The sequence below is a fragment of the Bradyrhizobium sp. USDA 4461 genome, assembly GCF_054055655.1.
In genome coordinates this window covers 4895737-4919855 of the sequence record NZ_JBSRXM010000001.1, presented here as the reverse complement: position 1 = coordinate 4919855, position 24119 = coordinate 4895737, and the positions used below count along the sequence as shown (strand labels likewise).

General features: G+C 66.2%; 21 protein-coding genes. 10 read left to right on the top strand and 11 right to left on the bottom strand.

Features of this window, described 5'->3' with window-relative positions:
- Positions 1 to 31: 31 nt before the first annotated feature.
- Entirely contained in the window at positions 32 to 1264 is a 1233-nt protein-coding gene (locus ACVINW_RS22680) for an HlyD family secretion protein (protein ID WP_456753340.1), read from the bottom strand.
- Between the two features lie 240 nt (positions 1265 to 1504).
- Here ACVINW_RS22680 and ACVINW_RS22675 point away from each other — a divergent pair, with 240 nt between their 5' ends.
- Together ACVINW_RS22675 and ACVINW_RS22670 are read left to right on the top strand one after the other, a co-directional pair.
- Positions 1505 to 2146 carry a TetR/AcrR family transcriptional regulator gene (locus ACVINW_RS22675; protein WP_456753339.1) on the top strand — a complete coding sequence of 214 codons (642 nt, stop codon included), beginning with the start codon at positions 1505 to 1507 and terminating at the stop codon, positions 2144 to 2146.
- A gap of 318 nt (positions 2147 to 2464) precedes the next feature.
- The gene (locus tag ACVINW_RS22670) at positions 2465 to 3307 is read left to right on the top strand and encodes a GNAT family N-acetyltransferase (RefSeq protein WP_456753338.1); all 843 of its coding nucleotides are present in this window, start codon (positions 2465 to 2467) and stop codon (positions 3305 to 3307) included.
- A gap of 25 nt (positions 3308 to 3332) precedes the next feature.
- Here ACVINW_RS22670 and ACVINW_RS22665 read toward each other — a convergent pair whose 3' ends face one another.
- Positions 3333 to 6005, bottom strand: coding sequence for a flavin-containing monooxygenase (locus ACVINW_RS22665; RefSeq protein ID WP_456753337.1), 2673 nt, complete (start codon positions 6003 to 6005; stop codon positions 3333 to 3335).
- Between the two features lie 393 nt (positions 6006 to 6398).
- On the opposite strand from ACVINW_RS22665, the gene ACVINW_RS22660 reads away from it, so the two are divergent.
- On the top strand, positions 6399 to 7730 hold the full coding sequence (locus tag ACVINW_RS22660) for an IS1182 family transposase (protein ID WP_456756305.1): 1332 nt from the start codon (positions 6399 to 6401) through the stop codon (positions 7728 to 7730).
- Between the two features lie 122 nt (positions 7731 to 7852).
- Here ACVINW_RS22660 and ACVINW_RS22655 read toward each other — a convergent pair whose 3' ends face one another.
- The 4 genes from ACVINW_RS22655 to ACVINW_RS22640 form a co-directional block, all read right to left on the bottom strand.
- Positions 7853 to 8557, bottom strand: a complete 705-nt coding sequence (locus tag ACVINW_RS22655; RefSeq protein WP_456753336.1) for an SDR family oxidoreductase — start codon at positions 8555 to 8557, stop codon at positions 7853 to 7855.
- A gap of 67 nt (positions 8558 to 8624) precedes the next feature.
- Positions 8625 to 9008, bottom strand: a complete 384-nt coding sequence (locus ACVINW_RS22650; RefSeq protein WP_456753335.1) for a response regulator — start codon at positions 9006 to 9008, stop codon at positions 8625 to 8627.
- Between the two features lie 114 nt (positions 9009 to 9122).
- Positions 9123 to 10334, bottom strand: coding sequence for an extensin family protein (locus ACVINW_RS22645; protein ID WP_456753334.1), 1212 nt, complete (start codon positions 10332 to 10334; stop codon positions 9123 to 9125).
- A gap of 921 nt (positions 10335 to 11255) precedes the next feature.
- Positions 11256 to 11390: a hypothetical protein gene (locus ACVINW_RS22640; protein WP_456753333.1), complete on the bottom strand. Its 135-nt coding sequence runs from the start codon at positions 11388 to 11390 to the stop codon at positions 11256 to 11258.
- A 143-nt stretch (positions 11391 to 11533) separates the two neighbouring features.
- Here ACVINW_RS22640 and ACVINW_RS22635 point away from each other — a divergent pair, with 143 nt between their 5' ends.
- The 5 genes from ACVINW_RS22635 (at position 11534) to ACVINW_RS22615 (ending at position 16589) form a co-directional block, all read left to right on the top strand.
- The gene (locus ACVINW_RS22635) at positions 11534 to 12292 is read left to right on the top strand and encodes a DUF2147 domain-containing protein (RefSeq protein WP_456753332.1); all 759 of its coding nucleotides are present in this window, start codon (positions 11534 to 11536) and stop codon (positions 12290 to 12292) included.
- 322 nt (positions 12293 to 12614) lie between these two features.
- The gene (locus ACVINW_RS22630) at positions 12615 to 13685 is read left to right on the top strand and encodes a helix-turn-helix domain-containing protein (RefSeq protein ID WP_456753331.1); all 1071 of its coding nucleotides are present in this window, start codon (positions 12615 to 12617) and stop codon (positions 13683 to 13685) included.
- A 113-nt stretch (positions 13686 to 13798) separates the two neighbouring features.
- Complete coding sequence (locus ACVINW_RS22625) at positions 13799 to 14443, top strand: inner membrane-spanning protein YciB (RefSeq protein WP_456753330.1); 645 nt, start codon at positions 13799 to 13801, stop codon at positions 14441 to 14443.
- A gap of 121 nt (positions 14444 to 14564) precedes the next feature.
- On the top strand, positions 14565 to 14891 hold the full coding sequence (locus ACVINW_RS22620) for a hypothetical protein (protein WP_456753329.1): 327 nt from the start codon (positions 14565 to 14567) through the stop codon (positions 14889 to 14891).
- Between the two features lie 159 nt (positions 14892 to 15050).
- Positions 15051 to 16589, top strand: a complete 1539-nt coding sequence (locus ACVINW_RS22615; protein WP_456753328.1) for a FecR domain-containing protein — start codon at positions 15051 to 15053, stop codon at positions 16587 to 16589.
- A gap of 50 nt (positions 16590 to 16639) precedes the next feature.
- Here the strand turns inward: ACVINW_RS22615 and ACVINW_RS22610 are convergent, their stop codons facing one another.
- From ACVINW_RS22610 to ACVINW_RS22600, 3 genes are all read right to left on the bottom strand, one after another.
- Positions 16640 to 17467 carry a class I SAM-dependent methyltransferase gene (locus tag ACVINW_RS22610; RefSeq protein WP_456753327.1) on the bottom strand — a complete coding sequence of 276 codons (828 nt, stop codon included), beginning with the start codon at positions 17465 to 17467 and terminating at the stop codon, positions 16640 to 16642.
- A gap of 105 nt (positions 17468 to 17572) precedes the next feature.
- Positions 17573 to 17983, bottom strand: a complete 411-nt coding sequence (locus ACVINW_RS22605) for a hypothetical protein (protein WP_456753326.1) — start codon at positions 17981 to 17983, stop codon at positions 17573 to 17575.
- Positions 17984 to 18063: 80 nt separating this feature from the next.
- The gene (locus tag ACVINW_RS22600; RefSeq protein WP_456753325.1) at positions 18064 to 18369 is read right to left on the bottom strand and encodes a nickel-binding protein; all 306 of its coding nucleotides are present in this window, start codon (positions 18367 to 18369) and stop codon (positions 18064 to 18066) included.
- A gap of 155 nt (positions 18370 to 18524) precedes the next feature.
- Here ACVINW_RS22600 and ACVINW_RS22595 point away from each other — a divergent pair, with 155 nt between their 5' ends.
- Positions 18525 to 20339: a winged helix-turn-helix domain-containing protein gene (locus ACVINW_RS22595; RefSeq protein WP_456753324.1), complete on the top strand. Its 1815-nt coding sequence runs from the start codon at positions 18525 to 18527 to the stop codon at positions 20337 to 20339.
- Here ACVINW_RS22595 and ACVINW_RS22590 read toward each other — a convergent pair whose 3' ends face one another.
- A complete protein-coding gene (locus ACVINW_RS22590; RefSeq protein ID WP_456753323.1) occupies positions 20340 to 21179 on the bottom strand; it encodes an NUDIX domain-containing protein in 840 nt (279 codons plus the stop codon).
- Between the two features lie 123 nt (positions 21180 to 21302).
- On the bottom strand, positions 21303 to 22172 hold the full coding sequence (asd, locus tag ACVINW_RS22585; protein ID WP_456753322.1) for an archaetidylserine decarboxylase: 870 nt from the start codon (positions 22170 to 22172) through the stop codon (positions 21303 to 21305).
- Positions 22173 to 22206: 34 nt separating this feature from the next.
- Between asd and ACVINW_RS22580 the strand changes: the two genes are divergently transcribed.
- Positions 22207 to 23871, top strand: coding sequence for an aminotransferase class III-fold pyridoxal phosphate-dependent enzyme (locus ACVINW_RS22580; protein ID WP_456753321.1), 1665 nt, complete (start codon positions 22207 to 22209; stop codon positions 23869 to 23871).
- Positions 23872 to 24119: the final 248 nt, after the last annotated feature.

Here is a 24119-nt window from a genome sequence, read left to right as displayed (position 1 = left end):
AGCTTCGGACTGAGTCCGAGGCCGCAAGGCATCACTGCGGATGGATCATCATCGGCGAGTCGAGATCGGTGTCGGCGTCGGCATCGGCCGCACCCTCGCGGGTATCGACCGTGGTGTAGACCGACATGCCGGCGCGCAGCAGGCCTTGCCTGGCGACGCTGGCGGGCACGCGGATGCGGACCGGCAGGCGCTGCACGATCTTGGTGAAGTTGCCGGTGGCATTGTCGGGCGGCAGCAGCGTGAACACCGAGCCCGCCGCCGGCGAGATGCTGTCGACGATGCCGGTGAACTTGCGGAAGCCGTAGGCGTCGACCTTGATCGTCACCCGCTGGCCGGTGCGGATCCGCTTGAGCTGCGTCTCCTTGTAGTTTGCGTCGATGAAGACGCCGTCGAGCGGCACCACATTGCCGAGCCGCTGGCCGACATTGATGTAGTCGCCGGTGTTGACCAGGCGGTTGGAGAAGGTGCCGTCGACCGGTGCGCGCACCTTGGTGAAATCGAGATCGCGCTCGGCCTTGGCGAGCTGGGTCTGCAACTCGGCGAGCTGGGCGCGGGCCTCGGCTTGCTGCGCCTTGGTCACCTCGACATTGTCCTTGGCGGCATCATAGGCCGCCTGCGCGGACCGCACGCTGGCGGCGCCCTGGTCGCGGCCGGCTTCGGACACTTCAAAGGTGGCGCGCGAGGCAAAACCCTTGGTGCTCAGCGCCTGCTGGCGATCGTAATCGAGATCGGCGCGCTTCAGGCCGGCCTGGGCGGAGACCAGCTGGGCCTGCGCCTGCTCGACGGCGCTGACGGCGGCGCCGACCTGGCGGCCGATGCGCTCGATGGTCGCCTGCTGGGTCGCGATCCGGGTCCGCGCGGCATCGACCGCAATCTGATAGTCGCCGTCATCGATCCGGAAGATCACGTCGCCGGCCCGCACCAGCGCGTTGTCGCCGGGCAGGATCGCCGCGATGTGGCCCGCGACGCGCGCGCCGAGCATGGTGTTGTTGGCGCGGACATAGGCGTCGTCGGTCGAGATGTAGAAGCGCCCGACCATCAGGTAGTAGGTGGCATAGCTTGCGGCGGCGAGCGCGAGCAGGCCGACCACGCCCATCATCACGAATCTGCGCTTGCCGGATTTCGGTGCTGCGGCGGCGGGCGCAGCCTTCGGCTGTTCTGGCGCAGCAGCGGGCGGCGCCTCGGCGGGACGCTTGACCTCGTCACCGCGGCCCTGCTCGCCGAGATCGGCGGATGCGTCGCGCGCCTTCGCGTCCTCGGCCATCTCAGGCTCGGAACGAACAATGCGTGCAGCCTGATCCCGTGCTGCGGCCATAGCCGAGGCTCCCCACCAAAAACTCGATGCCCGCGATGGCGGAATAAGGGCCGTGCGGCGCATCGTCACCCCTAGGGATACCATTGACCGAACGGTTCGGTCAATCTACATTCCCATCGGATAGATTATAAGGCTTCGATTCTTCCCTTTCCCGTTCTGGGTTGAGTTCTTTCCCGAGAAGCTAAATCAATGGTTGCAGCGCCCCGCCCCTCCCTCCAGCCCATCGGCGAGGAGGAATCCTCGAAACGCCGCCAGATCCTGGACGGCGCCCGTAAGGTGTTCCTGGAGCTCGGCTTTGACGGCGCCAGCATGGGCGAGATCGCGCGTGCCGCCGGCGTCTCCAAGGGCACGCTCTACGTGTATTTCCCCGACAAGGCCGGGCTGTTCGCGGCGATCGTCGAGGAGGAAAAGCTCGAACAGGGCAAGGTCGCCTTCAACTTCGATCCGGCCCGCGACGTCGACACCACCCTCCCCGAATTCGGCCGCGCCTATGTCGCGCTGCTGTGCCGCCCAGGCGGCGGCTCGGCGATCCGCACCGTGATGGCGATCGCCGAGCGGATGCCCGAGCTCGGCAGCCGGTTCTACACCCATGTGATCGCCCACACCGTCGACCGCTTCGCCGCCTATCTCGAGGCGCGCGCCGCGCTCGGCGAGCTCGTGATCGACGACACCCAGCTCGCGGCCTGGCAATTCATGCAGATGTGTCAGGCGACGTTGTTCCAGGCTTTCATCTTCCAGGCCAATCCGTCGCCCTCGCCGGAGCGGATCGCGACCGTGGTCGACAGCGCGACGCGGGTGTTCTTTGCGGCGTACCGGCCGAAGGCCGGGTGAGGTCGACGCTTTTTTCGCGGACCAGCGTACTCTTCGTCCCGTCATGCTGAGGTGCTCGCGTAGCGAGCCTCGAAGCATGCGCGGCCCGGCTGGTGGCCGTCGCGCTTCGAGACGGCCGCTGTGCGGCCTCCTCAGCATGACGGACTGAGAATTTAAAGCGAGCAGCCTCCCCCACGCCGTCGTCCAGGATGATGCTGAATACATTCACACTCTCAGCATGACGGTGATGGACGTCGGCTCCTTAGACCGCCACGGGGGATTGTTCTCCGGCCGTCGATGTGCACGATCAATAACTCCGGCACGACGAGACCATCGACCATGAGCGACCTCACCATCCGGCATATGCGCCCCGACGAGATCGCGCTTGCGATCGACTGGGCCGCGGCGGAGGGATGGAATCCCGGTCTCGCCGATGCGCCCTGCTTCGCTGCCGAAGACCCGCAGGGCTTCTTGATCGGCGAGCTCGACGGCAAGCCGGCCGCGGTGATCTCCTGCGTCAATTACGGCGCGCGGTTTTCCTTTCTCGGCTTTTACATCGTGCGTCCGGATCTGCGCGGCCGCGGCCATGGCCTGAAGATCTGGAACGCGGCCGTCGCGCATGCGCGCCCGCGCGTGATCGGGCTCGACGGCGTGGCGGCGCAGCAGGCGAACTACCGGAAGTCGGGCTTCACGCTCGCCTACGCCAATGTGCGCTACGGCGGCAGCGTCGCCGCACCGCCCGCGCCGAGCGCGAACATCGTCGCGCTGACCGATCTGCCCATGGCGCTGATCGAGGCCGACGACGCCACGGTGTTTCCGGCACCGCGCCCGGCCTTCCTGCGCGCCTGGATCAATACGCCGGGACATATTGGACGCGCGCTGATGCGCGACGGCGCTCTCGCCGGCTGGGGCGTGATCCGCCCGTGCCGCAGCGGCTGCAAGATCGGTTCGCTGGTCGCCGACGACCGCGCCGGCGCCGAGGCCATTGTCTCTGCATTGCTGGCGAGCGCGGGCGGCGGCGACATCTTCCTCGATGTCCCCGCGGTCAATCGCGACGCCGTTGCGCTGGCGCAAGGCCTCGGGCTGTCACCGGTGTTCGAGACCGCACGGATGTACACCGGCGCGATACCACCGTTACGGATCGGTCGCGTGTTCGGCGTCACCACGTTCGAGCTCGGCTAGCGCCGCCGTTCTGATCCCGCCATCTCTAGTTCGCCGCGGCGTTGACCTGCGGCGCGGCGAAATTGTCCTGCTCCAGCTCCTCGGGCAGTCCGGCGAAGCGGCGCAGCGCCTTCGCCATCTTCACCCGCCCGGCGACGCCGGTGATGATGACGTCGACCATCACGAACGACGAGTGGAAGTGGCCGTTGCCCTTGAGCTGCTCGACCTTGACGCCGGCTTTGGCGAGCGCGTCGCCATAGGCATCCCCCTCGTCGCGCAGCGGATCGAACTCCGCGGTGGCGATGAATGCCGGCGGCAGGCCTTCGAGCTTGCCGCGCAGCGGCGCGACACGCGGATCGGTACGGTCGGCCGGCGAGCAGTACAGGTCCCAGAACCAGAACATCAGGCCGCGGGTCAGGAAATAGCCGGCCGCGTTGTCGATGTAGGACTGCCGGTCGAAGGAGGAGTCGGTGACCGGGCAGATCAGCAGCTGGCCCGCGATCTCCGGCCCGCCGCGATCGCGCGCCAGCTGGCAGGTGACGGCCGCGATGTTGCCGCCGGCACTCCAGCCCGCGACCAGCACGGGCCCTGCCCTGCCGCCGAGTTCGGCGGTGTGGGCCGCGATCCAGCGCGTCGCCGCATAGCCGTCCTCCGCCGCGGCCGGGAAGCGATGCTCCGGCGCGTGGCGATAACCGACGCTGACGATGATCATGCCGGTGCGCCGGCACAGATCGCGGCAGAACGGATCGTCCGACAGCTCGTCGCCGAGCACCCAGCCACCGCCGTGGAAATACACCACGATCGGATGCGGCCCCGGCGTCGCCGGCCGGTACAGTTTGTAGGGCAGCGGACCGTCCGCGCCCTGCAGCATGCCGGTGCCGACCTCGCCGACCGGCCGGCCGAACGGACGGCCCTTGTTGAACTCGGCGAGGAAGTCGCGCGCGCCCTGCGCGCCCATCGTCTCGATCGGCGGCAGGTTCATCTCCGCCAGCATGCCGAGCACCAGCTGCACATCCGGCTGCAGCCGCACCACCTCGCCATCATTGCATTGCTCGGCAACGCCAGGACCCGTGAGCCTGAAGCCGAGCATGCCGCGCCCGACCACCTCGTTGCAGATGCTGCGATACGGACCGACGCCGCCGGTGTAAGGCATCACGCCCTGCGGCTTGCCGGGCACGTTGGCGCCCGTGTACCAGGTGTTGGCGAGCCGGTGCAGCGTCAGCATCGCGCAGTCGGCCATGTGGCGTTCCCAGCCGGCCTGCGCGGTTTCGGTCGCCTCCATCGCGGTGAAGCCGGCGTCGCGCAGCGCCGCGATCCGCTCGACCACCCAGTCGACATGCTGCTCGATCGAAACCGCCATGTTCGACAGCACCGACGGGCTGCCGGGACCGGTGATCATGAACAGGTTGGGAAAACCCGCGACGGTGACGCCGAGATAGGTCTGCGGTCCATGCGCCCAGACATCGGACAGCGACTTGCCGCCGCGGCCGGAGATCGGATGCACCGCCATGATCGCGCCGGTCATCGCGTCGAAGCCGGTGGCGAACACGATGATATCGACATCGAAGCTGCGCTTGTCGGTCGAGATGCCGCCGGCGGTGATCGCCTTGATCGGCTCCTGCCGCAGATTGACCAGCGTGACGTTCGGACGGTTGTAGGTCGCGTAATAGTTGGTATCGAGGCAGGGACGCTTGGCGCCGAACGGATGATCGTGCGGCGCCAGCGCGGCGGCGGTCTCCGGATCCTTGACCACGGCGCCAATCTTCTCGCGGATCAGATCGGCCACCAGTTTGTTGCCGTCGACATCGACCGCCTGGTCGGCCCAGAGCTGGGTCAGGATGTGGACGAGATCGCCCGCCGCCCACGCCTTCTCGAACCGCTCGCGGCGCTCGGCTTCGCTCAATTGCCAGCTCACCACGGTCTGCTGCGGATAGGGCACGCCGGCCATCGACCAGCGCGCCTGCTCGCGATAGGCGGCGCGGTCGGTTTCGAAATAGGTCTTGCGATCCTCCGGCGCCGGGCCGTTGCCGGCAGGCAGGGCGAAGTTCGGCGTGCGCTGGAACACGGTGAGCTGCGCGGCCTGCTCGGCGATCAACGGGATCGACTGGATGCCCGACGATCCGGTGCCGATCACGGCGACGCGCTTGCCCTTGAGATCGACACCCTGGTGCGGCCAGCGGCCGGTGAAATAGATCTCGCCCTTGAAATCCTTGACGCCGTCGATCTCCGGCGGCTTCGGCGACGACAGGCAGCCGGTCGCCATGATGTAGTAGCGGCACGAGACGTTGGCGCCGTTATTGGTCGAGATCAGCCAGCGCGACGTCGCATCATCCCAGGTCGCCTGCGTGACCTTGGTGCCGAAGCGGATATCGCGGCGCAGATCGTAGCGATCGGCGACGAAGCCGAGATAGCGCAGGATCTCCGGCTGGGTCGCGTATTTCTCCGACCAGGTCCAGGCCTGATCGAGCTCGGGATCGAAGGTGTAGCTGTAGTCGATGGTCTGGATGTCGCAGCGCGCCCCCGGATATCGGTTCCAGTACCAGGTGCCGCCGACGTCGCCGCCTTCTTCGAGCGCCACCGCTGAGAAGCCCGCCTTGCGCAACCGATGCAGCAGATAGAGACCGGCGAAACCGGCACCGACCACCGCGACGTCGACCTGCTGCGTGGTTCCGCTCTGCGTTGAGTCCGAAGCGCGTGCTGCAACTGCTGCGTCTGGCATGCAATCCTCCCGGTTGTTTTGATTTGACGGAAGGCTAGCCCTGACCTTTCGGTTTGTCATCACGACAAACGCAATCTGAGGTCGCCGCAATTGTGACGTGCGCGCCCTGGAGCAGGATGCGCAGCGTGTGGACGCAAGTGGTGCGGTTCATGTTGCGGCAACGCATGTCAAAGTCGCGCGCTCGACTTCAGACCCGTCACCCTGAAGAGGCCGCGCAGCGGCCGTCTCGAAGGGTGGGCGGCCCCGACTGCAGCATCGGGGGCCGTGCATCCTTCGAGACGCGCGCAAGAGCGCGCTCCTCAGAGGGTGTGATTTTTTTGGGGTTTCAGCGAGCATTATAGCCGAAAGCCGGCGCGGTGTGATTCTCTGGCGATGATGGATTCGCGGGAGGTGATGTTGGCTGCCGATGAGTTGTTTGGGGACCTGCCGGAGCAGGCGAAGCCACCAGTCGAAGCGGGCTTGCCCGGCGCTCCGCGGCTGCGTGAGCCCCAGCGCGACCAGATTGCGCTGCGAGCGGTTGATATTGAGAGCCTGATCGGGGAAGACCATCCGGTGCGGCTGATCTGGTCTTATGTCGAAGAGCTTGATCTGAGTGAGTTGGAGGACCGGATCAAGGCTCGCGGCGATCGTCCCGGTCACCCCGCGACCTCGCCCCGGCTTTTGCTGGCGCTGTGGCTCTATGCCGCCAGCGAAGGCGTTGGCAGCGCGCGGGCGTTGGAGCGGCTGTGCGAGAGCCACGATGCCTATCGCTGGCTGTGCGGCGGGGTGTCGGTGAACTATCACCTGCTGGCAGACTTCCGGGTCGGCAACGCCGATCTGCTTGACCGACTGCTCAGTGAGCATCTGGCAGCGTTGGCAAAGGCCGGTCTCGTCGATCTGGAGACCTTGGCGCAGGATGGCATGCGGGTCCGGGCCAGCGCCGGGGCCGCCTCGTTCCGGCGCGAGGCGACGCTGGATAAGCATTTGGCGCAGGCTGAGGCCGTGGTGGAAGACCTCAAGCGCGAGGTCGACACACGCTCGGACGCCAGCAATAAGCGTGCCCGGGCAGCCAAGGAGCGGGCCGCGCGGGAACGCAGCGCGCGGGTGAAGGCGGCGCAGACGGCGCTCGCCGAGATCAAGCAGCAGCGCAAGGAGCGCGAAGAAAGTCGCGGCAACGGCAAGACGCCGAAGGAGCCGCGGGCCTCCACGACGGACGCCTATGCACGGGTCATGAAGATGGCGAACGGCGGCTTCCGCCCCGCCTACAACGTGCAGGTGACGAGCGTGGCCGGCGAGCAGATCGTCGTCGACACCAGAATTTGCAACATCGGATCCGATCGCGGCCTGATGCGTCCCATGCTGGAGCGGCAGCGTGCGCGGCCCGGAGGGTTGCCCAAGGACCATCTCGTCGATGGCGGCTTTGGCAGTGCCGAGGACATCGAATGGGCCTATGCCGAGGGCATCGATATCTTTTGTCCGCCCACTCAATCCAAGCACGGTACCGATCCCTATCTACCGCGGCGCGGCGACGGTCCGGGGGTGTTGGCCTGGCGTGCGCGAATGGCGAGCGAAGAGGGCAAGGCCCGATACAGGTCCCGGTCGATCTGCGAGTGCATCCATGCCCGCTGGCGCAATTGGGACCTGCGGCAATTGACCGTGCGCGGCATCGAAAAGGTCCGTGCCGTCGTGCTCTGGTACGCCCTCGTCAACAACATCCTGCAAGGCAACCGCCTCTCCAGAGCCTAAACAACGGGTCATCGCCGAACTCGAACTCAAACCTGCCAATTGCTGCGACGAACAGCCGCCAAAAACTCCGCAGGAGCCGAATCCGTCACAAGCTCTCAGGATGACGGATTCGCAGTCGTGTTTTATATCGACCGCATCAGACCGCCATCGACGCGGATGTTCTGGCCGGTGATGTAGCCGGCGCCGTCGGACACGAGAAAGCTGATGGTCGCGGCGATCTCCTCGGCCTTGCCGTAACGCTTCATCGGCACGCTGTCGCGGCGCGCGTCGGTGGCCGGCAGGCTGTCGATCCAGCCCGGCAGCACATTGTTCATGCGGACATTGTCGGCGGCGTAGCTGTCGGTGAACAGTTTTGTGAACGCGGCGAGCCCGGCGCGGAACACCGCCGAGGTCGGAAACATCGCGCTCGGCTCGAACGCCCAGGCGGTCGAGATGTTGACGATCGCGCCCGATTTCTGCGCCTGCATGTGCAGTGCGACCAGCCGCGTCGGGCGGATCACGTTCATCAGGTAGACGTCGAGGCCGGTGTGCCACTGCTCGTCGGTCAATTCGAGCACGCCGGCACGCGGGCCGTGGCCGGCGCTGTTGACCAGCGCATCGATGCGGCCCCAGCGCGCCATCACCCCGTCGACGGCGCGCTTCAGATCCTCGTTCGAGCGGTTCGAGCCGGTGAAGCCGAGGCCGCCGAGCTCGGCCGCCAGGGCTTCGCCCTTGCCCGACGACGACAGGATCGCAACGTGAAAGCCATCGGCCGCGAGCTTGCGCGCCGCCGCCGCGCCCATGCCGCTGCCGCCTGCGGTGACGAGTGCGACCTTCGCTGCTGCCATGACTTGATATCCCTGTTGATGATCGATCAGACGGCTGGCCGGCGTGATTGCCTGAGCGGCGCGGACGTCAGGCCGGCGCGCCGTTCTTGAGCAGCTTCGCCACCGCCGCAACCAGCTCGTCGGGCGAGAACGGCTTGTTCAGCAGCACGCTGTCGGGCACGCCCCTGGTCGGCCACTCGTCGCCGCCGCCGCCGGTGATGTAGAGCACCGGGAACGACGGATCGATTTCGCGGGCGCCGCGCGCGACGCGCCAGCCGTCGAGCCGGCCGAGCAGGCGGATGTCGGTGACCAGTGCGGAGTATTTGGTGCGGAACGCCTTGAGCAGCGTCAATGCTTCTTCGCCCGAACCCGCGATCGCCGGCTCGTAGCCGCCGTCCTTCAGGGCGTCCTCTACCATCATCTGAAGATCACGATCGTCTTCGATGACGAGAATGATCGGCGCGTCTTGCAAAGCTATCCCCCGGAAATCAGCCGGGAGCGCCCCCGGCTTCGAAGCATATGCAACATAAAAGTGGCCACCGTTTGCACGGTGTCACCCAGTACAAATACGGGTATCAGACGCGTCCTATTCGTCGGCGAATTCGTCTTCTTCGTTGACCCCCGCTTTACCCCGCGGAGCCGGCTTTCTGCCGCCAAGCGATCCTGTGACATAAGGTTCGCGCGTTGCATAGGGGTTACGGCCGCCGGCGCGTGCCGCGACCTCTTCGCCGGAGACGGCGGCAGGCTGGCAGATCAGGCGCCGGCTGGCCCGGCGCATCAGATCCACATGGATGTGGTCGTAGTGATAGACGTTGGAACCCGGCGCCAGCACCGTGGTGAATTGCTGGCAGGCGGCGGCCTGCACATCGCGCAGGAAGCCCTGCTCTTCCGGCAATCCCTTCCAGCCATCCTTCACCGAGATGCGGCGGCCATCGGCGAGCGTGAAGGCTGCGATATCGAGCGCATTGCCGAACGCGTGCTCGGAAATATGCGCGTGCGAATTGCCGTTCATGCCGCGGCAGGAATAGGCCGAGATCTGCTTGATCTCGACCACGCGCGCGCCGAACCAGCGCTGCGCCGCCGGCTGCACGGAATCGGCGAGCCAGCGCTCGAGCACCGAGACGATCGGGCACGCCAGCGTCGCCGCCGGCTTCACCGCGACTGGGCCGACCGTCCCCACCGGATTGCCGCTCGGCGGACCGAGCCGCGGCGGCGGTGCGTCCAGAGGCTGCTGGGAATACGGCGCCGGTGAATAAGGCGCGGCCGCACCCTCACGCTGAGGATTGCGCGGCAGGCCCGGATAATAAGGTCGCTCGCCGCTCGCTTCGGGTGAGCCGTCCGGCGGCAGGTCGATCTCGCCCTGCTGCGGCGGAACGCCGGGCGCGGACAGCGAGACCGGTCCATTGGACTGGCTGCCATAGTTCGGCTGGCCGACGGCCTGATCGGAATACGGCGCCTGCGCGGGCGTCTGGGGCTGACGATTGATCGGCCAGCGCGGCTGGTTGCCGACCGACGCCGGCGGACGCAGGCTGTCGTCGGCAAATCCGTAAGCCGAGCTGGCTTCACCGAGCGCTGCGACCTTGAGCGGGAACTCGGCACCGCAGACGCCGGGGCCCGTGATCGGATCGATGCGGACCAGATCTGGTCCTTCCTTGACCGCGCCCGATTTCAGGCATGCGGCCTCGGCCTCGGCCCGCCACGGTTCGCGCTCGGCGGTTTGGAACAGACCGCGGCCACAACCAGCAAGCGACACAAGGACCAGGGAGCCGACGAGATACAAACGAACTCCACGCGTCATGGCGCGGAGGTTCTGCGAATTTGATTAAAGACTCTTCAACGCGATTCGACTGATTGGTTTGAGGCGTTCTTAACCATGCGCTGGAACCTGGAAGGGCAGCGCGCTTCCGAGTTGCGCTTGACGTGTGACCGAGCGACTGCGCTCGCGACTGAGCGAGGTGATCCATCCTTGCTTCGCGCTCATCGAGATTCTCATCGTGATTGAGAATGCCCCAGGCGTTTCGACATCCCGCATCCGCCCCATCGAATCAACTCCAGATCGTATTGATGAACGGCGTAATCGTATTTGTGGCTGATCGGATCGAATGCGGGAGCAGCGACGCAACCCCATTCGCGCCGCCCGCGAATATATTTGCGGGCGCTTCAACGTCTTGATTCGGCGCCTGTTTGAGCCGCGCACCGCAATGCGGCATCGCTCGGGAACTTGGGGCCGGACAGCAGCGCTGACTTTTTCACTCGGAAACCCCTTGCTAGCTTCGGCGTTAATGCGGGCAGCGTTGTGAACCGAGGGAGTTTCCCAATGGACTTCGCGAGTCCTCTGCTGAGCAAGCTGAGCATTGTGGCCGCGTACATCGCGTTAGCCTTCGTCGGCGCCATCATTCTCGGCGTGTTCTAGACCAAACGACAGGCAATGAGTTCAGCGCCCGGCGGAGGCACGCCGGGCGCTTTGCTTTCAAGGACAACCTCCGTTGTCCAAACCGTCACCCCCGCGCAAAGGCTTCGCCTTTGTCGCTGGAGGAGCGCGCATCGCGCGCGTCTCGAAGGGTCGACGGCGACGATTTTGCAGCTCGGCCGTCGATCCTTCGAGACGGCGCTGCGCGCCTCCTCAGGATGACGGGTCAGGCAGAGCGCCGTGCCGATCTCAAAACTTCGAGGAGCTCGATCCGGCAATCACACGCGCCCGCGAATGCGAGACGCGCACTCAATCGGCGCCGGTGCAGTAGAAGCGGCCGATCGCGCAGGCCTCGACCCGCATGCTGACCGCGCCTTTCAATTCGACCGTCCCGTAGCGGATGCGGCGGCTGTCTTCGCTATAGATGCGGCCGTTCCAGCGCATCCTGACGGCGCAGTGATCTCGGTCACCGTGGCAGGCCAGCCGCCTGCGCCGTCAACGTGATGCAGGTCACTGAACAGGCTCCCGAGGCCGCGTAGCGTCCGGGTCCATCGCTGCACCCCGCCCAAATGCCAGGGAGATTTCAGATGAAGAAGCTCGTTGCGATCGCCGCGCTGCTGATGGCCACCACCGCGGCGCATGCCGGCGGCACCGGCATCACCTTCGAGATCGATGGCCAGCGCGTCCATGTCGAGGCGCCGCGCAATTGCAGCGCGCTGTCCTGCATCCGCGTCTCCGCGCCGGGCTATAGCGGCACGATCGGCGGCATCAGCAAGAATCTCGGCTCGAAATCCGATGATGATGACGATGTCGCGTCGTCAAACACACCGCCCCCGGCGCCGCCGCCCGCTCCCGCACCGGTTCAGGCCGCCGCACCGCGGCCGCAGCCAGCCACTGCCGCCGTCCCGCCGCCTCCTGCGCCCCCGGCGGCACCGGCCAATGTTGCGACCGCGGCCCCGACACCGGTCGACGCGGCCCCCGTTGCGCCCGCACCGGCCCCGGTCGCCGCACAGCCTGCACTGCCTCCGCAAACCGCGCCAGTTGCCGCCGCACCGGCACCGGCGACCGGACCGATCGGCGTCTGGGCCACCGAGGAGAACAAGGGCAATGTCCGCGTCGAAGCCTGCGGCGCCAATCTCTGCGGCTATTCGGAGAAGAGCAACGAGCGCATCCTGATCAACATGAAGCCCGACGGCAGCAAATGGAGCGGCCGCATCCACGATCCCGACTCCGGCCGCAACTACGACTCGACGATCGCGATGAAGGGCCCGAATGCGATGCGCGTGCAGGGCTGCGCCTTCGGCGGCATGTTCTGCGACGGCCAGACCTGGAAGCGAGTCAGCTAGGGTTTCGATCTCTGAGATCGACCCGCTTGGCATAACTCATCACAACTGTCGTCCCTGGAAAGCAGGAACCATAATCACGAATGGGCATTGTTGCGCGATGCTGGAACGACGAGTCTTGTTCATCACATCCGCCGCAGGGTATGGGTCCCTGCTTTCGCAGGGACGACACCGAGTATGCTGCGTGGCGGTGCCCAGTTGATTGTCATCCGGTGGTCGCTTCATGCGGATCGCCGGACGCGCTATAAGCGTCGCACGGTTGATTTGAACCTGCGGGCGGCTTGCGATGGCAATGATGGCTCTTGAACTCGGTCTCCGCGGCGCGGTGGTCGCGCTGTTCCTGGTGGCTTGCGCGGTGCTGTTGCTGCGCTACGCGGCAGTGCATCGCGCCGCGAACCTCGGCGCAAGCATGGGCGTGGCCGGCGCGGCCTACGCGATCAGCACCGCACCGTTTTTTCCCGCATCGACATTCGGCTGGAGCTCGCCAATCGTCGCCTTCGCGATGGGCTCGCCGGTGATTTTCTGGCTGTGGGCGCGCACGATGTTCGACGAGCGCTTTACCCTGCGCCCCTGGCATGCGGCCGCGTGGACGATCCTCGCCGTTCTTGGCGTCGTGAGCCACAATTGCTGGACGATCTGGCCTGATCTCGCGCGGAGCTGCGGCCGGGGGCTGGCACTGGCGACGATCGTCTTCGCCGTGCTGGGGATCACGCAAATCAGCAAGGGATGGCGGATCGCCGCGACAACGGCACGCGGCCGGATGTTGATCGCACTGGTGATCGGCATCGGCCTCCAGATGACCCTTGCGGCCGTGGCCGGGCTCGCCGCGATTCCGACCCGGTCCATCGGACTGAGCGGAGCACTCGGCCTTGCCGCATTCGCGCTGCTGTCGATCTGGACGATGCTGTTCGATCCGCCGGAGAACCAGCCGGCCGTCGCCGGACCGGATTCCGGCGGTCAAGCCAGCCGAGTGTCTGCATCGCTCGCGCCGGCCGACCTGCCGGCTCCGGACCGTGCCCTGCTCCACCGTCTCAAGCACCTCATGACGACCGAGCGGGCCTACCGACAGGAAGGGCTGACCATCGGCCTCCTGGCCGTCAGGCTTGGCATGCCGGAATACCGGTTGCGGACGCTGATCAATGACGGGCTCGGCCACCGCAACTTCAACGCCTTCGTCAACCGTTACCGGCTCGACGAGGCCAAGGCAGCGCTCGGCGACCCCGATCAGGCCGAGGTGCCGGTGCTGACGATCGCGCTCGATGCCGGGTTCCAGTCGCTGGCGCCGTTCAACCGCGCCTTCAAGGCGGACACCGGACTGACGCCGACCGAGTATCGGCGACAGGCGATGGCCACGCAAAAGGCTGCGAACGAGGTGGCAATCACCCGTTCGAGCTGAGAATTTGCTCCTCGATTTCGAAATTCGATGAGCCGGCGCCGATGCAATCTGCCTGATTGTGCCGATGCGGGCGCTGGTCGCGCCCTGAGATGGCAAGCGGAGTGCAACGACCGATGAAGAGTTTCCTCACTGCGGCCAGGCTGCTGGTCCTCGACCTGGCATCGACCCTTGTCTTTCTCGGTCTGTTCCTGCTCACACACAACACCGCGCTCGCGGTCGGCGTCGGCATCGCCTTCGGCGTCGCGCGGATCGGCATCCAGATCGTGCGCGGAAAGCGGATCGACACCATGGAATGGCTCAGCCTGTTCCTGGTGGTCACCGCCGGCACCGCGACCCTGCTCACGAATGACCCGCGCTTCGTGCTGTTCAAGCCGAGCGTGATCTACGCGATCGTCGGCGTCGTGATGCTGAAGCCGGGCTGGCTCAACCGCTATCTGCCCGAGATCGCGCGGACGGTCGTGCCCGATGTCGCCATCAAGGTCGGCTATGCCTGGGCGGCGTTGATGTTCGTCTCCGCCGCCGTCAACGCCTTCGTCGCGCTGACCTGCGCCATCACGACATGGGCCGTCGTGATGCCGATCTTCGGCATCGTCAGCAAGATCGTGGTGTTCGTCGGCGGCTTTGCCGCGATGCGCCTCACCGCGCGGCGCCGCATCCGCGCCATGCCCGAGGCCCAGCGTGCGGCCGTGCTCGCGCTGGAGGGCGGTCCGGCGCCGTTGGCCACAGCGCAGGGGTTACCGTCCGCGAGTGGTTCATGAAACAAACCGGCGCGCGACGAAACCATTTTGCCATGGCGACGAAGAATTGGCGAAACCAAGCCCCCCTAGTGATGGCTTCGACAACGCGCTGCTTCGGCGCGATCACCGCAAGGGGGACATCATGGCTTTCATCGCTTCCGCATTTCGTCACGGCAAACTGCTGGCCGCCACCGCGTTCACGCTCGGTCTGTTGACCTCGGCATCCTATGCCTACACCGACGAGCAGCAGCAGATGTGCACCGGCGATGCGATGCGGCTGTGCAGCTCGGAAATCCCCGACGTCGATCGCGTCACCGCCTGCATGGTCCGCCAGCGCGCGCTGCTCAGCGACGGCTGCAAGGCGGTGTTCCACTACGTGCCGCCGGCAACGGCTCCGCAGCCCGCAAGCTATGCGCCCGCGGCCAAGCCGACGAAACCGCTCAACATCGCCCCTCACAAGCGCGGCTGACAAAACCCCGACGGCGACCAAGCACCGCGCTTCCGGCAACGGGGGCGCGGTGCTTGCTTGTATCCGCGGGCCATGACAACAAGGCAGGACCGTTCATTCGGCATTCAGCCTGACGCGGCTCAATTGCCGGTCCCCAATGCCTCCCGGGAATCGATGGTGATGCGCGGCACCTTGCTCTTTGCGCTCCTGCTTGGAGCCGGCGTCACGATGGGTTGGCATGCAACGGCCAATGCCGCGCCGGACCTGACGCAGCTCGCGCAAGCGCAGACTGCGCCCTCGCCGGCCCCGGCGCCGGGCGCGACACCGGCGGCGCCTGCAACATCGACGGCTGCAACACCTGCGCCCGCGGCCCCGGCCGCGGCGCCCGAGCCGATCGGCAACGTCGCGACGCTGACCGGAACCGCCACGGTGACGCGCAACAACACCACGACGCCGCTGCAGATCCGCGACGACATCTTTGCCAATGACGACGTCGCGACAGCGGCGACCTCCTCGCTCGGCATCACCTTCAACGACGGCACCACGTTCAACCTGCGCGCCAACGCCAGGATCACGATCGACAATTATGTCTACGAGGATGGCGGCCAGCAGAACAGCGCGCTGTTCAACGTCGCCAGGGGAACGGCGGCCTTCGTCGCCGCCGCGGTCGCCAAGACCGGCAACATGAAGATCGCGACGCCGACCGCAACGCTTGGCATCCGCGGCACCACCGGCCTCGTCGAAGTGCCGGAAGGCGCCACCGCGACCAGCAACAATGTCGGCATCAAGCTCTATCCCGACGCCGACGGGCATGTCGGCCGCATCGAGGTCAATGATCGCAGCGGCGCCTCGCTCGGCGTGCTGACGCGCGGCGCGAGCGGCTTTGCGATTCGTCCAGGCAGCGGCGGCGCGCGCTTTGCGGCGGTGCCGCTCACGATCTCCCCGCAACAGGTCGCGCGCGACCAAGGCTTTGTGCGCGCGGTGCATTCGGCGCAGACGCTGGGCCGTCAGGTTGTCACCGAGCAGCGCGACTTCCGCCGCGCCAATCCGGATTTCCGCAGGACCAATCCGACGGCGCCCTATCCGAACCGCGGCCAGCCGGTGCAGCCGAACCCGCAACGCCAGAACGGCCTGCCGGGCCAGAACCGCAACGCCCCGCAGCAGCCGGGTCAGCAGCAGAACCGCCCGGGCCAGTTGCCGCAGCCCGGCCAGCAAAACCGTCCCGGCCAGCCGCAGCAACCGGGCACGCCCGGTCGGCAGGGGTCGCAACAGCCGGGCCCGCAACAGCAAGGCGGCGCACAGCACGCGCTGCCCGGCCAGCCCGGCGGCACCACCTTGCCGCACGCACCCGGTTTGCAGACGCCGGCCGGACAACAGCCCGCGGGACAGCAACAGCCTGCACGACAGGGCGGCGCGACGCAGCCCGGCGGACAGCAGCCGGCACGTCAAGGCGGTCTGCAGCCCGGACGCACGCCAGCGCCAGGCGGCGTGCGCCAGCCGGGACAACCAGCGGCTCAACCCGGCGTGCCGCGACAGGGCACGGCGGAGCCGGTGCCCCAGGCACCCGGCGAGGTGCGGCCCCGCATCCAGCAGGCCGCACCGGGCGCGCGTCCCGGCATGCAGCGGCCCGTCGTGCAGGTACGCCCCGGCTTGACGCAACGGCGCGCACCGCCGCCGCGCGCGGCCAAGCCGCCGCCCAGGGATAAGCGACATTACTGAGCGATCGCGTCGATAAACGAATGTGGCGCCGATCGACGAACAGCGGCAGGTCAGCCCCGCCTGGTGATCACCGCCTCCAGATATTCGCTTGGAATGACCAGCGTCCCGTCCTTGGCGACATTGAACTGATCCATCAGGGCGAACATGTCGGTGGCGAGCAATTGCTGCTTGACCGTGTCGATCGCGCCGAAGGCCTTCAGCACCGGACCGTAATAGGTGCGGAAGATCTCGAGGAAATGCTCCCGCGACCTGTAGCGGAAGTTGAAGTGCCTGCGCTTGGCATCGACCGCCGCCTGCGGGCCGAACAGCATGCCGAGATGCGCCTCGGTGCCCCACAGGGCGGGAGACTTCACGCCCGGGGCCGGCGGCACATATTTGCCGATGGTCCTGAACACCTGGCCGATGAACCCTTCCGGCGTCCAGTTCGCAAGGCCGATCTTGCCACTGACGCGGCAGACCCGGCGCAGTTCATTGGCGGCCTGCTGCTGATCGGCGGCGAACATGACGCCGAAGGTCGACAACACGACGTCGAAGCTTGCATCGGCAAACGGCAGCTTCTCCGCATCCGCTTCCTGGAAGGTGACGGGCAGACGCTCCGCCGCCGCCCGCTCGCGCCCGCGCTCGAGCAGCGCGCCGACATAGTCGGTCGAGACCACATCGGCAAAGCGCCGCGCCGCGGCCAGCGTCGCGTTGCCGTTGCCGGCGGCGACGTCGAGCACCATCTGATTGCTGCGCAGGTCGACGGCCTCGCAGAGCGTCTCGCCGACGATCTGAAGCGTGGTGCCGACGATCGCGTAGTCCCCCGAACTCCAGGTGGCCTGCTGGCGCGCCTTGACCGCGGCGAGATCGACGACGGGCATTTCGGCTTGAACGTTCATTGTGCATCTCCTTTGAAAATGTCGTGCGGCTCACGGCTTCACCGAAAATCCGCGACCTGCGTTGGAAAGCATCGTGTCAGTGCAATGACTTCAAGGTGCTGCGAGCTAGGTGCGATAGCCGAGAAGGACCGGGATGCTGGATGCGGCGACAACGGTCCAATCCGAGCGATGCCTGCAGCCACGCTTGCTCCGCTCAGACCAAACGGCCTGCTGCGCCAGGGTTGGACTGTTTTTCCGAACGACAGGCTGCTCTGCTCGCGTGAACACGGGTGAGGACAAACCCGCGATCATCAGCCCGAGCACTGCGCTTCGAATGATCGGCCGGGCGCAGCTTTTGCCTGCGGCCTTCGACCTTCGGCCGCCGGGCTCGCGCGGCATCAAACGGTCGGCTTGCCGTTCGCGATGTTCGAGCATGCCTGCGACCGATCGATTGACGAGCCGGCGGATGCGCAAGAGCAGGAAGGAAAAATGCTTTCGCACCGGACTAGAAATGGACTCCATGAATGAAATCGACATCATCGTTTCCTTGATCGAAGTGTGATGGCGCCCCGGATCGTGCTTCGGCCGAGATGCACCATGCGACGCCCGCGCGGGCGTCATTCGGCTGCAATGGGCGGTTCGACCGGATCGCCACGCACCACGACGGTTGCCGCGACCTTGTAGAATTCCTCGCCCGGCATGCCGACGCAGCGCGCATGGTCCCGGATCGAGTCGCCGTCGCGCGCCTCGTAGATGCAGAATGTGCCGATGCGACCATCTGCCTCATGCACCACATAGCTGCGGATCCAGCGGACACGGTCCGGCATCTGCTCGTCGCCGATCCTGGCGGACGTAGCGCCGGCGCGCTCGAGCTCGCTCATGTCTGTCCAGGCGCTCGGACGGCGAATGACATAGAGTTCCATCGAAATCTCCCTCGGTTGGGACGGTTGAACAGCAGGCGGCGGTGATCGCGGCCATGCTCAGCTATAGGCGCGGTCAACGCCAACTGTCCTTACCGCGGGCTGATCATTGTCTGATCTTTGCCTGAACCTTTTCCGGAAACCCCGGACCTATACACATGGCATTCTCATTTGGACTGTTCGAGCTTGATGAAGCTGGACGCGTGCTGCTGTGCGCGCGTCAAGAGGTCGCTTTGCAGCCACGTGTGTTCGACCTGCTGGTCTATCTCGTTCGACACCGCGACCGCGTCATCTCCAAGGACGAACTCCTCGACGCCGTGTGGCCCGATGTAACGGTCACCGACAACTCGCTGCAGCGTGCGGTGAGTTCGTTGCGCGCCGCGCTGCGCAAAGGTGGCATGGACGGCGCGATCCGGAACCTGCCGGGCAAAGGCTATCGGTTCTTCGTCGAGTCCGAGATCAGGCCGCCGGAACGCATCGACCACGCGGGCGCCGATGCCGCCGTCGGTGCAATCGGTGCAATCGGCCTTGCCCGCCGCGCAGCCGCCGGACAAATGTGGCTGCAAGCCGCAACCCTGTTCGCGAGCGCAGATGAAAACGGCGGGCTGAACGCCGACGATTTGCACAATTGGGCGCTTGCCCTGCAATGCCTCGGCAAGACCACGGCCGCCATTCCGATTCTGGTTCGCGCGGTCGCCGCGCGCAGCGAGGCCGGCGACGCTGCCGGCGCCGCGGTCGACGCGATCGCGCTCTCGGGCCTGCATTTCGAGAGCGGTCAGGCCGCGATCGGAAAGGGCTGGCTTGCGCGCGCCGAAGATTGGGCCTCGCGGATCGACGATCCTGCAACGACGGCCCTGCTGCTATGGATGAAGTCGAAACTGGCTGCGTTCGACGGCGAGCCGGAACAGGCGCTCGCATTGGCCGACGCGGCCTATTCGTCGGTCAAATACAAGGACGCGCTCAACATCGAGGCGCTGAGCCTGGCCTATCGCGGCTTCTATCGGCTCTGTCTCGGCGACACGCATGGCGGACTTGCCGATCAGGATCATGCTGCGGCCGTTGCGCTGTCCAGCACCAATTTGGACCCGATCATGGGCGGCAGCCTCTACTGCAACATACTCTGGGCAGCCCGGATGTTCGGAGATTGGGCACGGGCCGACCAGTGGACACGGAGCTACCAGAATTTCTGCTCGGGCAGCGGCATGGAACTGACGGGTTCATGCCAGCTGCACCGCTCCGAGGTGCTCGGCATCCGGGGCTCGCTCGACGAGGCGCTGGCGCGCATCCAGGACGCGCTCGCGCGGCTGACCAGCGATGCGCCGTGGTCGATGGGCGATGCCAATCGGGTGCTGGGCGATATCCTGGCTGCGATCGGTGACGATGACGCAGCACTTGAAGCCTATGACCGGGCCTACACGCTGGGCTGGTGTCCGGAGCCGGGCCGCGCCATGCTGCTGCTCGCAAGAGGCGAAGCCGAAGCCGCCTATGCAAGCCTCGAACGGAGCTTGATCGGCAAGACCTGGTGGACATTGCAACGCCGGGGAATCCTGCTCGCGCATCTGGCGCTGGTTGCCGCACACACCAATCGGAGCGGTCGGGCGAAGGCATTGATCTGCGAGCTTTCGGGAAATCCCGATCGCTGGCCGATGCCCTCGATCCGCGCACTCACCAACGAAGCGCAGGCGATCCTCGCGCTGTCCCGGCAGGATCATGAAGCGGCGATGCGGCATCTGCATCTCGCCCGCCAATTGTGGTCGAGCATTGAGGGGCGAGTTCAGATCGTACGGCTGAGATTGCAGATTTCCAGGCTCCAGCTCGAGCGTGGCGACACGCGCGGCGCCATGGCCGAGGTTCATGCGGCGCGGCTTCTGGCCGGTGAACTGGGCTCGCCCCGGCGGGTTGCCGACTGCGTGGCCTTGCAGCGTGACATTGACGCCTGGCGGCCAACCGCACGACGTCAGATGTGCGGCTGATCACGCCGCGCGGCGCAGCCAGTCGCGCACGCGCTCGATCAGGTTCTTGCGCGGGGTCGGTTGGACGGCGGTGACAGCCGGCGCGATCGTGCGCGCGGATGGCGGCAGCGCTTCGGGTGCCGCCGGCTCCACGACAGGCTCGGGCTCGACTGCCTTGCCGGCCTCGGCAGCGGTGTGCGCGGGCGCCATGACCGGCTGATCCGATGCGGCATCCGCCGCCGGCATCTCCACCAGATGGGACGTATCCGCCGTGACCGGCAGCTCTGCAGCCGCTTCGGCGTCCACGGGCGCTTGCGCGGCAACATCGGCGACGGCAGGCGTCTCGCCGGCCTCGGGCACGTCAACGATCGGCTCGTCGGCGCCAAGGCGTGCGCGGCGGCGCTCGGCAGCCGCAAGCCGCAGGCGCGCGCGCCGTTCGCGCTCGGCGTTTGCCGCGGCCTGCAAGGCGATCGGACCGACATTTTCCAGGAACACGCGCTCATAGCCGCGCGACAGGCGATCGAGCGCGTCGTCGAGCGGCAGCCAGTCCACCTCCCTGACGTCGCTCATCAACGCGCGCACCGGCTTGCCGCCGGCATCCATGCGCCAGTAGTGCACCACCTTGGAGCGCCCACCTGAATCATAGACCAGCGTGCCGAGGAATTCATGCACGTCGACGGCATGACCGGTTTCCTCCAGCACCTCGCGCTCGGCCGCGGCGCGCGCGGTCTCACCGTCGTCGAGCTTGCCCTTCGGCAACACCCATTCATTGCGCTTGCGCAGGCGCACGACGGCGAAGCGCGGCGGCGACTCCCGCCGCAGCACAATGCCTCCCGCCGCCAGAACAGGCGTCCGCGCCATCTCGTGTCCATCAGGTTTGCGATTTAGGATCGTCGCACGACGATCCCGGACATTCTAAAGCATGATCTCGAAAAGTGGAAATCGGTTTTCATGCTCAAACATTGAGCCGATGCGCGCGTGCGATCAGATTGCGGGCTTGCGCAACAAAGGTTCGCCGCATTTGATCCGCGTTCCTTCCGCGACATTGTCGCAGAACTCGAAATGATCCGGCGCCAGCACGATGATGGTCGAGCCGTGCTCGAACCAGCCGAGCTCATCACCCTTCTTCACATGCACGTCACAGGGGAAATCCACCGGGCCGCGCGACTGCGCGTTCAGCGTGACGTCGAGGAAGTGCAGGCGGAGGCTGGCCACCAGGATCGCCGCCACCGGAACCAGCGTCAGTGCCTCGCCGGTCGGCAGCTTTCCGCGCAACACCGCGCGTTCGTTCTTGCAGAACAGCCGCTCGATCCGCTTCAGCGCGATCGGATTGACGTTCCAGACGTCGCCATGAATGAATGTCACCTTGTCGATCGCGAGGTCATAGGGCGCGTGGAAGCGGTGATACATGCTGGACGTCAGCCGCAGCGTGACGAAGCGGCCGTTTTTGTGCTGCTCCACCAATGCGGGATCGCCGAGCAGGTCGAGCAGCGAATAGGGCGCGCCCTTGACCTGGAACAACTGCCCGTCCTCGATCCGGCCATGCGCGCCGATGATCGCGTCCGACGGGCTCGCGATGATGGCGGGATCGGCCGCCGCCGGGCGCAGGCCGGGCTTGAGCTCGCGGGTGAAGCAATCGTGCAGGCTCCTGAACTCGGTCTTCTTCGCCTCCGACAGATCGAGGTCGGAGAACAGCTTCCAGCAGGCGATCGAGGCGTCGCGCACCAGGGGGTTCTCGAGCTTGGAGAACCAGCCCATGAAACGGGTCAGCGCCGCCCGCGGAATCCGGTTGGTGAGCAGGAAATTGAGGTCTTCCTGCTGGGTGAATGCCGAGATCAGGCCCTTGACTGTCATGAATCTGTTAGGTGCCGAGGCTAGCGCTTCTGTCATGGAAACATCCCTTCCGATTCTCTCGCTGTCCGCCGCCGCGCTTGCCGGCGCCGCCGCAGCTTTCCCCAAAATCCAGGCCCGCCTCGCGCTGTCGCGGGCCAAGCACCGCTCCCTGACCGGACATTCCAAAATGTCCAAGATGGTCGCGCGCATGGTGCCGCACTACGAATTCGACATCGACGCGTTCTTCTGCTCCGACGGAGCGCCGAAGGACATCGCGATGCAGCGACAGGACGGCTTCTTCCGCCTCGCCGGCCTCTACCAGGACCGCTACTCGAAGGGCCGCGCGCTTACCGCAGAGGTGACCGAGCGGATCTCCGACCTGCAATTCACCGAAACCTACCGGGTGCCGTTCCAGTATAGCCGCCTGGTGCGCGAGCATCTCGGCACCTCGGCCTTCGTGCAGGCCTCCAGCGGCGTCACCGTGACCGACGTCGACGGCAATGTGGCCTACGACCTGACCGGCTCCTACGGCGTCAACATCTTCGGCAACGACTTCTACAAGGAGTGCATCGCCGAGGGTGAGAAGCGGGCGCAGGGGCTCGGCCCGGTGCTCGGCCCCTACCATCCGATCATTGCCGACAATGTGAAGCGGCTGTGCGAGCTCTCCGGCCTCGACGAGGTCTCGTTCCACATGTCCGGCACCGAGGCGGTGATGCAGGCGGTGAGGCTTGCGCGCTACCACACCAGGCGGACCCATCTGGTTCGCTTCGCCGGCAGCTATCACGGCTGGTGGGGCGAGGTGCAGCCCGGCGTCGGCAATCCGGTGTCGCCGCACGAGACCTACACGCTCGCCGACATGTCGGAGAAGACCCTGCATGTGCTGCGCACCCGCAAGGATATCGCCTGCGTGCTGGTCAATCCGTTGCAGGCGCTGCATCCGAACTCCAACGCGCCCGGCGATTCCGCGCTGGTCGATTCCTCGCGCTCCTCCAAATACGACCGCGCCGCCTACACCGATTGGCTGAAAAAGCTGCGCGAAGTCTGCACCGAGCGCGGCATCGTGCTGATCTTCGACGAGGTGTTCGTCGGCTTCCGCCTCGCCGCCGGCGGCGCCCAGGACTATTTCGGCGTCAAGGCCGACATGGCGACCTACGGCAAGAGCCTGGCCGGCGGATTGCCGATCGGCGTGGTCTGCGGCCGCAAGGACCTGATGCGGCGCTTCCGCGACGACCGTCCGGCCGACATCTGCTTTGCCCGCGGCACCTTCAACTCGCATCCCTATGTGATGACGGCGATGGACGAATTCCTGAGCCGGCTCGCCAGCCCGAACTTCCGCTCGATCTACAACGGGCTCGACGAGACCTGGAACGGCCGCGCCAAGGCGCTCAACGACCGCCTCACGGCCGCAGGCCTGCCGGTTCGCGTCGGCAACATCTCGTCGATCTGGACCGTCTATTACACCGAGCCGTCCCGCTACAACTGGATGCTGCAATACTATCTGCGCGCCGAGGGGCTGGCGCTGAGCTGGGTCGGCACCGGCCGCCTGATCTTCACCCTGAACTACACCGACGCCGATTTCGCCGAGGTTGCCAACCGTTTCGTCGCCGCGTCCGAAAAGATGAAGCGCGACGGCTGGTGGTGGCACAAGGAAGGTCTCACCAACAAGACCATCAAGCGGCAGATCCTCAAGGAGATGGTCGCCGTGAGGCTTGGGCGCTGAGCATACTGCGCCTTTCAGGCCGTTCCGCACTGTGCCGGCCAGAAAACGCAGAACAACCCCATGCAAAGTAGCCCCGTCGCCCGGATGGAGCGAAGCGAAATCCGGGATCAGTCGCGGAGACGGTGAGAGTTGCCCCGGATTGCGCTGCGCTCCATCCGGGCTACAAGCTGAGGCCACCCAGTCTGCTTTCGTTGACATTGTTAGCACCGTCATTCCGGGATGGTCCGAAGGACCAGACCACAGATGCG